Annotated in this window: 14 protein-coding genes; 13 read left to right on the top strand and 1 reads right to left on the bottom strand. The window is 56.6% G+C overall.

Features of this window, described 5'->3' with window-relative positions; translation table 11 throughout:
• Window positions 1-5: 5 nt before the first annotated feature.
• Window positions 6-716: a hypothetical protein gene (locus tag A6F49_RS15990; protein ID WP_043055643.1), complete on the bottom strand. Its 711-nt coding sequence runs from the start codon at window positions 714-716 to the stop codon at window positions 6-8.
• 81 nt (window positions 717-797) lie between these two features.
• Between A6F49_RS15990 and A6F49_RS15985 the strand changes: the two genes are divergently transcribed.
• The 13 genes from A6F49_RS15985 to dapB all read left to right on the top strand — a co-directional run.
• Window positions 798-1,367 carry an LSm family protein gene (locus A6F49_RS15985; protein ID WP_082911866.1) on the top strand — a complete coding sequence of 190 codons (570 nt, stop codon included), beginning with the start codon at window positions 798-800 and terminating at the stop codon, window positions 1,365-1,367.
• Between the two features lie 80 nt (window positions 1,368-1,447).
• The gene (nusA, locus tag A6F49_RS15980; RefSeq protein WP_043055644.1) at window positions 1,448-2,452 is read left to right on the top strand and encodes a transcription termination factor NusA; all 1,005 of its coding nucleotides are present in this window, start codon (window positions 1,448-1,450) and stop codon (window positions 2,450-2,452) included.
• Window positions 2,453-2,526: 74 nt separating this feature from the next.
• Entirely contained in the window at window positions 2,527-2,841 is a 315-nt protein-coding gene (locus A6F49_RS15975) for a YlxR family protein (protein ID WP_043055645.1), read from the top strand.
• A gap of 182 nt (window positions 2,842-3,023) precedes the next feature.
• Window positions 3,024-5,834 carry a translation initiation factor IF-2 gene (gene infB / locus A6F49_RS15970; protein WP_043055646.1) on the top strand — a complete coding sequence of 937 codons (2,811 nt, stop codon included), beginning with the start codon at window positions 3,024-3,026 and terminating at the stop codon, window positions 5,832-5,834.
• A gap of 63 nt (window positions 5,835-5,897) precedes the next feature.
• Window positions 5,898-6,311: a 30S ribosome-binding factor RbfA gene (gene rbfA, locus A6F49_RS15965; protein ID WP_043055647.1), complete on the top strand. Its 414-nt coding sequence runs from the start codon at window positions 5,898-5,900 to the stop codon at window positions 6,309-6,311.
• A 3-nt stretch (window positions 6,312-6,314) separates the two neighbouring features.
• The gene (truB, locus tag A6F49_RS15960; protein WP_043055648.1) at window positions 6,315-7,235 is read left to right on the top strand and encodes a tRNA pseudouridine(55) synthase TruB; all 921 of its coding nucleotides are present in this window, start codon (window positions 6,315-6,317) and stop codon (window positions 7,233-7,235) included.
• Window positions 7,232-7,585, top strand: coding sequence for a hypothetical protein (locus A6F49_RS15955; RefSeq protein ID WP_043055649.1), 354 nt, complete (start codon window positions 7,232-7,234; stop codon window positions 7,583-7,585). The genes truB and A6F49_RS15955 overlap by 4 nt, the downstream gene beginning before the upstream one ends.
• Window positions 7,578-8,015, top strand: coding sequence for a hypothetical protein (locus A6F49_RS15950; protein ID WP_043055650.1), 438 nt, complete (start codon window positions 7,578-7,580; stop codon window positions 8,013-8,015). Before A6F49_RS15955 ends, A6F49_RS15950 begins: the two co-directional genes overlap by 8 nt.
• Before the next feature lie 46 nt (window positions 8,016-8,061).
• A complete protein-coding gene (locus tag A6F49_RS15945) occupies window positions 8,062-9,051 on the top strand; it encodes a bifunctional riboflavin kinase/FAD synthetase (RefSeq protein ID WP_043055651.1) in 990 nt (329 codons plus the stop codon).
• Entirely contained in the window at window positions 9,052-9,840 is a 789-nt protein-coding gene (locus A6F49_RS15940) for a class I SAM-dependent methyltransferase (RefSeq protein ID WP_052499973.1), read from the top strand.
• A 108-nt stretch (window positions 9,841-9,948) separates the two neighbouring features.
• Entirely contained in the window at window positions 9,949-10,218 is a 270-nt protein-coding gene (rpsO, locus tag A6F49_RS15935; protein ID WP_043055652.1) for a 30S ribosomal protein S15, read from the top strand.
• Window positions 10,219-10,439: 221 nt separating this feature from the next.
• Window positions 10,440-12,659 carry a polyribonucleotide nucleotidyltransferase gene (locus A6F49_RS15930; protein ID WP_043055653.1) on the top strand — a complete coding sequence of 740 codons (2,220 nt, stop codon included), beginning with the start codon at window positions 10,440-10,442 and terminating at the stop codon, window positions 12,657-12,659.
• A 93-nt stretch (window positions 12,660-12,752) separates the two neighbouring features.
• Window positions 12,753-13,486: 4-hydroxy-tetrahydrodipicolinate reductase (gene dapB, locus A6F49_RS15925; RefSeq protein ID WP_043055666.1), on the top strand; the 734-nt coding region annotated here is incomplete at its 3' end.

Here is a 13,486-nt window from a genome sequence, read left to right as displayed (position 1 = left end):
CAAAATCAGAACTCGAACGCAAAAGGCGATCCACCGGGATGCCAGCTGGACTCCCACTGAATCATCTGCCACAGTCCGGCTAGCGCAATATCTCGCTGCTGAGGTGTTTCTGCCAGCAGATACATCTGTGACCATTCTTCGATGAGTTCATCGGACATTTTCAACATATGTCGAGTCCCAATGGCATCAGCGAAGCGTAATTCGTCGTCAACTTCAAAGGTCACAGGGACTTGTGGAATGCAGTTGTCTGGAAACAACCGCTGCAATGCTTGGGCGCTGTCTTGGGCCTGGGCCTGTACAGTGCGCCAGGTTTGTGTGTCGACGAGTCGAGCGCCACCGATCGTCGACAGATAATCAACACCATAGAGCTGTACCACTGCGTCATCGACGGCATTGGCAAAGCGAGAACCACATGCAAATGGCTCTGCACCTTGGGCTGCGTCGGGAATAGAATCAATATTCGGCAGCGTTATATCGGATGCTGCAGAAATGCGCATCGTACGCTTCAATTCCTGTGTGTGCTGTACCGGAGTCAGCTCACTGGATTGTTGAGTGACGCTGTCAGAGGTTTTAAGAAAACCAGCTCCCACCCAGATGCCTAATCCGATCAGCGCCGCAAGCGCGATCACCAGAACGACAGCACGCCAAAGCCTTGGTTTTGGTTGAGTGGTTGAACCGGTCATTTCTTTGGACATCACAACTTGGTATTGTGTCATAGTTCTGCTCAACTACACCAAAGCATTCCCAAGATTGCTACAAATGGTGTACCGCTACTTCTAGGAGCACATCCCCGCATTATGGTAAACCGTCGAAGTTTTGCAAAGAAGTTCCATGATTCTAAGCCGGCCGTCTCAGAGATGGATCCGATAGAACGTTCCGAACTCCAGGGTATTATCTCTGCCGTCGTCGAAGGACAAGGACTGTGGTGTGAAGAGGTTGTGATTGGTGGTTCCCCGGGGGATCGCGTCCTGTCGGTTGTGATCGATCGGATCGATGAGGAAAACGGCGTGAGCTTAGACACCATCGCGACCATAACTCAAGAGGTTTCTGGTGCACTCGACGCCCAAGGTGACTCAATACCCGAACTTGGTGCTGAATCCTACACCTTAGAAGTTTCGACCCCGGGCACGGATCGCCCTCTGGTTCGCAAGCACCACTGGGAAAAGAATCTAGGACGGATCGTTAGTGTCAGCATTGACGACGATGAACCTACACAAGCAAAAATCCACAGCGTAGATGCACAAGGTGTTGAACTGATCGTCATCACACCGGGCGCTAAGAAGGGCATGCCCGCCAAATATGCGTCACCGGTGCACTATGACTTCGAACACCTCACCAACGCAGTGGTACAAGTTCAGCTAAAGTAGCTGAGATACGCTGACTAAACTTCAGCCATAATTGCACCTCACAATCGAATCACAATTGAATCAAACCCTGGAGGAACCTGGTGGATATCGATATTTCTTTGCTTCGCACGCTTGAAACCGAACATGAGATCCCACTGGATCAGCTCATTGAGACCATCGAGCAAGCGTTATTATTGGCCTACCATAGATCTCCCGGCGCTATCGCAAAGGCCCGTGCAGAGATCGATAAGAAATCTGGGAAAGTTACCATCTGGGCCGTCGAATACGGAGACGATGATGAACCCATCGGAGAATTCGACGATACGCCGTCTGGTTTTGATCGCATCGCTGCCTCAACTGCTCGCCAGGTCATTGTTCAGCGCCTGCGCGATGCCGAAGATAACCAAGTTCTCGGCGAGTTCCGTGATAAACAAGACCAGATCATTTCTGGGGTCATCCAGCAGGGCTCGAACCCGCACATGATCCAGGTCGATCTGGGTAGTGTTGAAGGCGTTCTTCCACCGGCGGAACAAGTCCCTGGCGAAGACTACTCCCACGGGACACGACTTCGGTCCTACGTGGTCTCCGTCGGACGTGGTAATAAGGGCCCATCAATTACCTTGTCGCGTTCCCACCCTGGTTTGGTCCGCAAACTCTTTGAATTTGAAGTCCCTGAAATTGCCAATGGCACAGTGGAAATTGCTGCTATCGCACGCGAAGCCGGTCACCGGACCAAGATCGCGGTGAAAGCCAACGAACCTGGTATCAATGCCAAAGGAGCGTGCATTGGAGAGATGGGCGCCCGCGTTCGTGCGGTTATGACAGAGCTCAACGATGAAAAAATCGACATCGTTGATTTCTCCGATGATCCAGCGAAGTTCATTGCTGCAGCCCTATCGCCCTCGAAGGTCACCAAGGTCTTTGGTGTTGATGAAGCAACCCGTTCGGCCTCGGTGGTTGTACCGGATTATCAGTTGTCCCTAGCAATCGGCAAAGAAGGCCAGAACGCTCGACTTGCGGCCAAACTGACCGGCTGGCGAATCGACATCATGGGTGAAACAGTCTATGAACAACAGATTGCAGGCCAGTCAACGACCGAAGACTAGCTCCTTTGGCGTCAAGGCGCCGAATTGCGTTAGACTATTAAAGGTTGACGATCGTGTGACAGATATGGAGGCTCATGGCCAGCCATGAACCGATGCGCTTATGCATTGGATGTCGCACACGAGCAAACACCAAAAACTTGGTACGCGTCGCGCTCGACACCACCAGTGATACCCGATCTCTGGTTCTTGATGAGCGCCGTGTACTTCCGGGACGGGGTGCTTGGTTGCATCCCGACCCGAAGTGTTTCTCCATCGCGTTGCAAAAACGAGCATTTGCCCGAGCTTTTCGCCGTCAAGTCGACACCGAGACGCTCGCGCATTCACTCGAACAGTGGCCTATGGGAAATACCAACACACCGAACAATGATGAAAGCGGGTCAGAGATCTGATGGATACCCGGTGAGCACACGATGAGTGCCCAACGATGAATATCAAAGTCAGCTCACAACGCACGACGAAGCACTCTCGCCAAGTCTTGTGTATGACAACAGAGCATATAATTCGACCGGCCAGAATCGCGGTAGTGTACTAATCTCAGTGCAGACCACGATTCAGCCAGAACAGGAGAATCGTGGCGAAACTGCGCGTCCACGAAGTTGCCAAGCAACTTGGGATTACATCCCGCGAAGCGCTGAATAAACTCGAAGAAATGGGCGAGTTTGTATCTTCAGCGTCTTCAACAATTGAACCACCGGTAGTCAAGCGTCTTAAAGCAGAATTTGCTGAGGCCGCACCGGCAGAAAAACCAAAACCAGCTGCTAAGAAGCCTGCTCCAAAACCGCAGGCCAAGAAACCAGCTGCACCAGTGACTGAAAAAGCTGAGCCAAAGCCTGAGCAGCCAGAACCGGTTGCAAAACCTGAGCCTGCGCCAGAAGCTGAACCTGCGCCAGAAGCCGAGTCCGCTGATAAACCGGCACCAGCACCAAAACCGGCTGCAGCGCCGAAACCTGCACCAAAGCCTGCTGCAAAGCCAGAAACGTCAACCCCAGCTGCAAAACCTGCACCAAAACCAGGCGCAAGCAAGCCCGCTCCGAAACCCGGACCAAAACCGCCTGCTCCACGCCCTGGTAATAACCCATTCCAATCCAAGGAAGATACCGCTGCGCCACGTCCTGGCCCACGCGGTGGTGCTCCACGACCAGGTAATAACCCATTTGCACCGCAACAGGGGATGCGTCAAGAACAGCGCGGGGGAGGACCACGTCCAGCCCCAGGCCGTGGCGGACCAAAACCTGGTCCACGAAGCAAGGGTGCTCCGAAACCAGGAGTCAAACCAGCAGGCAAACCGGCTCCACAGCAGCCACGCCCATCCGGTCCACGCCCATCGCCGGCCATGATGCCAGGCCAGATCACTCCACCCACCCCGGCAGATGCCGGTCGCGGAGCTGGCCCACGTCGAGGTGGCGGAGGCGCACCAGGTGGTGGCGGCCCACGCCGTGGCCCCGGTCGGGGTTCCGCACAGGGTGCATTCGGTCGCGGTCCACAAACTGGTCGCCGTCGTTCGAAGAAGCGTGCACGTCGTGAAGAGCAACAGCAACAGGCACCGGTTATCGGTGGCGTCAAGGTACCAAAGGGTGACGGCGATACCGTCATCCGCCTACGTCGTGGCTCTTCGATCGCCGATCTAGCCGAGCGTATCAAGGCAGATCCGGCAGCACTGGTAACTGTGCTGTTCCACCTGGGTGAAATGGCAACTGCCAACCAGTCTCTGGACGAAGACACCTTTGCGGTCCTGGGCGATGAAATCGGCTACAAAGTCGAGATTGTTTCCCCAGAAGAAGAAGACCGTGAAATTCTCGACGCCTTCGACATCGATCTCGATGAGGAAGAAGCCGCAGAAGACCAGGAAGCACGCCCAGCAGTCGTCACGGTCATGGGTCACGTCGACCATGGTAAAACTCGCACGCTGGACGCCATCCGTTCTGCACGAGTTCGCGAGTCGGAAGCCGGCGGCATTACCCAGCACATTGGTGCATACCAGGTAGAAGTGCCCCACGAGGGCAAACAGCGCACGCTGACCTTCATTGACACCCCGGGCCACGAAGCGTTTACCGCTATGCGTGCCCGTGGTGCAAAAGTCACCGACATCGCCGTGCTCGTTGTAGCCGCTGACGACGGAGTCATGCCCCAGACCGTTGAAGCACTCAACCACGCTAAAGCGGCCGAAGTGCCCATCGTGGTTGCGATCAACAAGGTTGATAAGGAAGGCGCGAACCCGGATCGTATCCGCGGTGAACTCTCCGAATACGGCGTTGTTCCAGAAGAATACGGTGGCGACACCATGTTCGTGGAAATCTCGGCCCTGCAGAAGCTCAACATTGACGGTCTGCTGGAATCGATCTTGCTGACCGCTGATGCAGCGCTGGAACTGACCGCTAACCCAGAACGTGGCGCCCGCGGTGTGGCAATTGAAGCCAACCTCGACCGAGGCCGTGGCCCCGTTGCCACCGTGTTGGTCCAGACCGGTACCCTGCGCGTTGGCGACAACATGGTTGTGGGCGATGCTCACGGTCGCGTCCGTGCGATGTTCGACGAATACGGCGACCCAGTCGACAAAGCCCTACCATCCCGTCCGGTACAGGTCCTTGGCCTGTCATCCGTGCCACGGGCAGGCGATGTCTTCCTGGTTACCGAAGATGAACGTACTGCACGTCAGATTGCTGAACGTCGTGAGACCGCCAAGCGTAACGCCACCCTGGCGCGTCGACGCAAGCGCATCACGCTGGAAGAGTTCGACCAGGCAGTTGCCGAAGGCAAACTGGATACGCTCAACCTCATCATCAAAGGTGACGCATCCGGCCCCGTGGAAGCACTCGAAGATACGCTCATGCAGATCGATGTGGGCGGCAAAGACGAAGTTCAACTGCGTGTCATCCACCGCGGTGTCGGTGCGATCACCCAGAACGACGTCAACCTGGCCACCGTCGACAACGCGATCATCATCGGCTTCAACGTACGCCCCGCAGAACGTGTTGCGGAAATGGCGGATGAAGAAGGCGTCGACATGCGCTTCTACACGGTCATCTACGATGTCATCGACGACGTAGAACAGGCCCTGCGAGGCATGCTGAAACCGGAATACGAAGAAGTCGTGATCGGCCGTGCCGAAGTCCGCGAAATCTTCCGTTCCTCCAAGGCCGGTACCATTGCCGGTTCGATGGTCGAATCCGGTCTCATCCGTCGAAACGCCACAGCCCGTTTGGTGCGCGATGGCAAAGTGGTCAGCGAAGACCTCACAGTCGGTTCGCTGCGTCGCTTCACCGACGATGTCACCGAGGTCCGCGAAGGATTCGAATGCGGTATTGGACTTGGGAAGTTCAACGACATTCGCGAAGGCGACATCATCGAAAACTACGAAATGCAAGAAAAACCACGCGTTTAGCTTGCACCACTGTGGCGCCCCACACCGGGGCGCCACAGTGCAACCCGTTTGAGGAGCTGTTCAATGGCAGATCACAACCGTGCTGCACGCCTGGCACAACGGATCAAAGTTATCCTGGCCGAAGCCTTGCAAAAGACGATCAAGGATGACCGGGTCGATAATGTCACCATTACCGAAGTCCGCGTCACCAATGACCTCCAGCAAGCCACCGTGTACTACACCGTCTACGGGGACGACGAAACCGTAGCGGCCGCACATACGGCCATGGAAGAAAACCGCGGATTGCTACGCCGCGAAATGGGCCGAGGTCTGAACATCCGGCTTGTGCCGACCCTGGAACTGATCCGTGACACCGTCCCGGAACAAGCCGCACAACTGGAAGATGCGCTTCGTGCAGCGAAAGCACGTGATGCTGAACTGGCCGCACAACGCGAAAACGCCAAATATGCTGGCGACGAAGATCCATATAAGGAATAACACATGGCGCAACCTGCCTCGGGGCTGATACTGGTAGACAAACCTGCGGGCTGGACCTCCCACGACGTGGTGGCCCGCACCCGCAAAATTGCCGGTACCCGAAAAGTGGGTCACGCAGGCACGCTGGACCCGATGGCCACCGGAATGTTGGTCATCGGGTTCAACAAAGCCACCCGATTGCTCACCTACATCGTAGATACGACGAAAATCTATCGAGCAACCATCCGGTTGGGACATAACACCACAACCGACGACGCCGATGGTGAGATTATCCAAACGCGTTACGCCAACGCCGTCACCACCAACGACATCACCTCAGCCATCACAGGCCTGATCGGGACCATTCAACAGGTCCCATCGGCTGTCTCCGCGATCAAGATCGATGGCAAACGTGCCTATCAGCGCGTCCGTGACGGCGAAACCGTCGACATCCCAGCACGTGAAGTCACCGTGCACCGCTTCGACGTCGAAGACATCAGACGCGCCGACGATGGCAAGACCATCGATATTGATGTCGAAGTCGAATGCAGCGCAGGCACCTACATCCGAGCACTAGCTCGCGACCTTGGCGAAGCACTGAGCACCGGCGGATATCTCACCGCGCTGCGCCGTACCGCCGTCGGACCGTACCGCATCGAAGATGCCGTGAGCATTGACGAACTCGCCGATAACTTCGTCTACACCGACCTCTCCACGGCCATGACCCGGCTGTTCCCAACCCGGATTGTCAGCCGGAGCGAGGCACAAGACCTTATTCATGGGCGCCGTATCGCCGCCTCTGAACGCAATGACCTCCTTGCCGCAACGCTGCAAAACGGTCAAGCCATCGCATTGATCACCGACGCGGAACGCAACGATACGATCGAAGCGAAACCCGAAATCGTTTTCGCCACACTGGAACACCTCACCGGAGCCCCTTCATGATCCTCGACGGCTGGTTTTATACCGGAGCGGCCATCGGCATGATGTCTGCGATCATCTGCATCGTCGCAACTATCTTCCGCAACCACCCGGCAGATTCATCTATTCTGTCGCTGGTCGCAGTGGAATTGTATTTATTCGTGTACGCCATTTACGCTCTGATCTCCCCGGTACCGCTCAATGGCCCGGCATGGGAATTTTGGGGCTACATTTTCACCGCACTGATCTTGCCCCCAATCGCATTCTTTTGGGGGATAACTGATAAAACTCGTTGGTCTAACTTGGTCATGGCCGCTATCGGCCCGACCATTTTGGTCATGATTCACAGATTGCAGGTGATCTGGCATGGCTGAAACCATCAGCCCCACCACTCAGTCAGACAAAACCCACGGACGAACCAAAGGCGTCGGACGCATCATCGTCATGTTTTACGCCATCCTGGCACTGGCTGCCGCTTGGCGATCAGGATTCCAAATCCTGACAAAATTTGACGACGCCCCGGTGGCCTTCAGCCTATCGGCGTTATCGGCGATCGTTTACATCATCGCGACCTTCGCCCTGGCCATCCCCGGACGCACCGCTTGGAAAGTCGGCATCGTGGCCGTCTGGTTCGAACTGATCGGCGTCGTCGTTATCGGTGCTTGGTCCTTGTTGGCTCCGAGTGTGTTCCCAGAATCCACCGTCTGGTCGACCTTTGGGATCGGTTATGGATTCATCCCACTGATCCTGCCAATTGTGGGCTTGTACTGGTTATATAAGCATCGTCCAACTCCGGTGGACTAACATCACATCCTAGAGCAACCGACCGCGACACAAAGGAAGACTCCACGTGCAATACTGGGCAGGTACCGCCGCAATCGGCAAACCACCGGCACCCTCGGTGGTCACACTAGGAAACTTTGACGGCGTCCATCGCGGACACCAAGCAGTCCTGAAACTCGTCGTCGATACCGCAAAACAACACGACCTGAAGTCAGTGGCCGTCACCTTCGACCCGCACCCCAGACTCGTGCACCTGCCCGAAGAACCCCTCGTACCGATCGTGTCGCTACCCCAGAAAATTCGGTTGCTGGAAACCTGCGAGCTGGATGCGACCCTGGTCATCCACTACACGTTAAAATTCGCGGCCCAAACTGCCGAAGAATTCGTCAAGAATATTGTCGTTGATGCACTCAATGCGCGCATGGTCGTCGTGGGAGCAGACACTCGCTTCGGGGCAGGCAATAGCGGTGACATCAATACCCTGCGTAAGTTGGGCAAAATCTATGACTTTACGGTCGTTGAAGTCGACGATATTGGGGAAACCGAACGGTGGTCGTCCACCTGGGTGCGAGAAACACTCACGAAAGGACGAGTCGCAGAAGCCAGCCGCATTCTGGGTCGCTACCACAGTGTAGAAGGCGAAATAGTACACGGTCACGCCCGAGGCCGTGAACTGGGCTACCCGACCGCCAACTTCGCCAACGACTCCCAGGGCATGATCCCAGCCGATGGCGTCTACGCAGGGTGGTTTACTAATGGCACCGGTCAGCGACTACCTGCCGCTATCTCGGTGGGCAGCAACCCGACCTTTAATGATGTGGTTCGCACCGTTGAAGCTCATATTTTTGATCGACCCGAGCACGAAGAGCTCCAAGACTTCAATCTATACGGGCAACACTGCACCGTAGAATTCGTCGCTCGCCTGCGCGGAATGCTCACCTTTGAAGGTATCGACGCCCTGATCGACCAGATGGAAGCTGACGTGAACAAATCACGGGCGATCCTAAGCGGCAATGCCCCAGAAATCGATGCACCTGAACCCCGGAGTGCTCGCTAAATGCTCACCAGACCCGCTGGCGCGGTCATCCTCAGTGACGAAACACGCCAACGATACCGCTTAGCTTTCGACACCGAATCGGCCGACCGGTACCATCGCATGCGTCCCGGTTACCGGGCAGAGATCCTCTGTTTCATAGCACAGACCCCAGCGGGGCTGGCCGTGGATTTGGGGGCTGGCACTGGACTATTTACCACCCAACTAATCAACACCGGGTGGGACGTTGTGGCGGTCGACCCGGCGGCAAATATGCTTCAGGTGCTGCAAGACAATCACCCACAGGCCGCGACCGTGGTGTCACGTGTCGAAGACCTCGATACAACACCGTGGGAAGGTCGAGCCCAACTGGTAGTGAGTGCGCAGGCCTGGCATTGGGTGGACACCGAAGCCGGCTGCCAGAAAGTTACTGAGCTCCTGGCGCCCGACGGAGTCTTCGGCGTGGTGCACCATCAGATCGACACCACCAATGACTGGGTGCTGCGACTATGCAAAATCATGCACTCCGGTGACGTGCATGCCATCGATCTGCCGCCAAAAGTCACCGAGGCGTTCGAACCGCCAGTGGGGAAGTGGTGGCACTGGGAACAGCACCTGAATGTTGAACAAGTTCACCAGCTGATGATGACCCGCGCATTCTATTTGCGTACCAACGACAAACAACGCCAGCGCATGCACCACAATCTGCGGTGGTACCTGCTAGATCACCTGGGCTACGAGCCTGACGCCGTTGTGCGAATCCCGTATGTGACAGCCGCCTGGCGCATTCAATCTGCTCGGTTGGGTGTCTGAGCCACGAGGTGGTAGCATAGATCCTTGGTGCTCGCTGCGGTCCGCGGTGGCGGCACCCACCGAACCATCGGTTTTCTTTGATCGCGGTACAACTCTCAAGGAGTTTTAATGTCAATTTCCCGTGAAGTGAAACAGCAGGTTATCGCCGAATACGCAACCCACGAAGGCGACACCGGTTCGCCAGAAGTACAGGTTGCTGTGCTCTCCAAGCGTATCTCGAACCTGACTGAGCACCTCAAAGGTCACCCACACGACCACCACACCCGCCGTGGCCTGATGGCTTTGGTTGGTCGTCGTCGTCGTATGTTGCAGTACCTCGAATCCGAAAACATTGAACGTTACCGTGCACTGATCGAGCGTTTGGGTCTGCGCAAATAAGGTGAGACGTCTTTTGGGGCGGCGCTCCGGGGAAAAACCGGACGCCGCCTTGAAGTTTAACTAGACTAGAAACCGTGCCGGTGACGGCACACAATAAAATAGTGCATCAGGTCCGCGTGCGTTACACGGTCCTCGACAGTGGTCTCCGGAGCAAAAGTTGCGGAGGCTTCGATCGAAGACCGACCTTGTGGAACTGATGCAAATTGTCCGAAAGGAGACCTGTGGAAGGTCCAGAAATTCAATTTGCAGAAGCCGTTATCGACAACGGCGCCTACGGTACTCGTATCGTGCGCTTCGAAACCGGTCGGTTGGCCAAACAAGCCACCGGCTCTGCCTTCGTCATGCTCGACGAAGAGTCCTCCATGCTGTCAACCACCACTGTGGGCAAGAGCCCACGCGAAGGTTTTGACTTCTTCCCGCTGACCGTTGACGTCGAAGAACGTCAGTACGCAGCCGGTAAGATCCCAGGCTCGTTCTTCCGTCGTGAAGGCCGCCCATCCACCGAGGCCGTGCTGGCCTGCCGTCTGATTGACCGCCCACTGCGCCCGGCCTTTGCTGATGGCATCCGCAACGAAGTCCAGGTTGTTGTGACCGTAACTTCGATTGCGCCAGATGAGCTCTACGACGTGGTAGCCATGAACGCCGCCTCGATGTCCACCACACTGACCGGTCTGGACTTCACCGGACCCATCGGTGCCGTACGCATTGCCCTGATTGCTGATGACAACGGAGACACCCAGTGGGTGGCATTCCCGAAGCACTCACAGCTAGAAAACGCGGTCTTCAACATGGTCATCGCCGGTCGCATTGCCGACGACGATATCGCTGTGATGATGGTAGAAGCCGAAGCCACCGACGACGTCTGGGGCCTGGTTCACGATAAGGGCGTCACTGCTCCAACCGAACAAATCGTTGCCGACGGCCTGGAAGCCGCCAAACCATTCATCAAGGTTCTGTGCGAAACACAGGCTGACCTCGCTGCACGAGTTGCTAAAGAGCCTGTGGAAGTTCCGCTGTTTGTTGCCTACCAACAAGATGCTTTCGACGCCGTACAGGACTACGCCAGCGAACGTTTGACCGAGATCTTCTCGATCGGTGACAAACAAGAACGCGAATCGACTTCCGATGCGTACCACCAGGAAGTCATCGAAGCACTAGCCGGCGAAGGCAAACCGTTTGAAGAACGCGCCGATGAAATCGTCAAAGCCTATGGTGCTGTTACCAAGCACATTGTGCGTCAGCGCATCCTGACCGACCAGATCCGCATCGACGGTCGCGGTCTGACCGATATCCGTCAACTGACCGCAGAGGTCGAAGTACTGCCTCGCGTTCACGGTTCCTCCATCTTCGAACGTGGCGAAACCCAAATCATGGGTGTCACCACGCTGAATATGCTCAAGATGGAACAGCCGCTGGACTCGCTGCACCCAGAAACCTCCAAGCGCTACATGCATCACTACAACTTCCCGCCATACTCGGTAGGGGAGACCGGTCGTGTCGGCTCACCAAAACGCCGCGAAATCGGTCACGGTGCACTGGCAGAACGCGCACTGGTGCCCGTGTTGCCATCGCGCGAAGAATTCCCGTACGCCATCCGTCAGGTCTCCGAAGCGCTGGGCTCCAACGGCTCCACCTCCATGGGTTCGGTCTGTGCCTCGACGCTGTCGCTGTACAATGCCGGTGTGCCACTGCGCGCCTCGGTAGCCGGTATCGCCATGGGTCTGGTCTCAGACACCGTGGACGGCGAAACCCGCTACGCCGCACTCACAGACATCCTGGGTGCTGAAGACGCCATGGGTGACATGGACTTCAAAGTCGCCGGTACCAAGGAATTCATCACCGCCATCCAGTTGGACACCAAACTCGACGGCATCCCAGCCGACGTCCTGGCTGCAGCTTTGACTCAGGCCCGTGAAGCCCGTCTGCACATTCTGTCGGTCATGGAATCGGTCATCGATGAAGCCGACGAGATGAGCCCAACCGCACCACGCATCCTGTCGGTCAAGATTCCAGTCGATAAGATCGGTGAAGTCATTGGGCCTAAGGGCAAGATGATCAACCAGATCCAGGAAGACACCGGCGCTGACATCAGCATCGAAGACGACGGTACCGTACTGATCGGCGCAACCGAAGGTTCCGCAGCTGAAGAAGCACGCGACACCATCAATGCCATCGCCAACCCACAGGTTCCAGAAGTCGGCGAACGCTACCTCGGCACCGTGGTCAAGACCACCAGCTTTGGTGCATTCATCTCCCTGACCCCTGGAAAAGACGGTCTGCTGCACATCTCCGAACTGCGCAAACTCAATGACGGCAAGCGCGTTGACGAAGTCGACGACGTTGTCTCAGTCAGTTCGAAGATCCAGGTTGAAATCGCCAAAGTTGACGACCGTGGCAAGCTGTCGCTTGTCCCCGTCATCGAAGAAGGCGAAGACAACTAACCTGCGCTAACAAAGCATAGGAATGCCGGGTCGAACGTCATGTTCGACTCGGCATTTTCATTCCACGCGACCCCGCAGACTAAAGTAGAACCCATGTCATCACAAAGCGCTACACCACAGGAACCCATCCGCGTTGCCATCGTCGGAGCCACCGGAAAAATGGGCAAGCACGCGATCGACGCCGTCAACGCTGCCACCGACATGGAACTGGTTGCCACGCTGTCGTCCAAAAGCCAGCTCACCGATATCACCGACGCCCAGGCCAGCCACGTACTGGATCTAACCGTCCCCGACGTCTCACCACAGGTTGTCCACTACGCCGTCAGCCACGGCCTACACACCGTGATCGGCACCTCCGGGTGGACCGAAGACAAACGCGCAGTCCTTCAAGAACAACTTGCCGAGGTCCCCGAAATCGGCGTGCTCATCGCACCAAACTTCTCCATCGGATCCGTGCTGGCCACCCGGTTTGCGGCCCAAGCTGCACCGTATTTCGACTCGGTGGAAATCATTGAAATGCACCACCCTCATAAAGTCGATGCACCATCGGGCACCGCCGTACGCACCGCCGAGATGATCGCTGCAGCACGCCAGCGCGCCGGCGTCGGCCCATCCCCGGATGCCACCCAGCACGACCCAGATCATGCACGCGGGGCACAGATTGATGGCATCAACGTCCACGCTGTTCGGTTGGCCGGGTTGGAAGCACACCAAGAAGTCCTCATGGGCACCCCGGGACAACAACTCGTATTACGCCACGATGCCTTCGACCGCGCATCCTATATGCCCGGCGTCCTGCTCGGGTTGCGCACCGTTGGCTCTCGTCC

This window comes from Enteractinococcus helveticum, from assembly GCF_001657475.1.
Taxonomy (GTDB): Bacteria; Actinomycetota; Actinomycetes; order Actinomycetales; family Micrococcaceae; genus Yaniella; species Yaniella helvetica.
The sequence above is the reverse complement of the archived record's forward strand: the minus strand, read 5'-3'. Positions and strand labels throughout refer to the sequence as shown.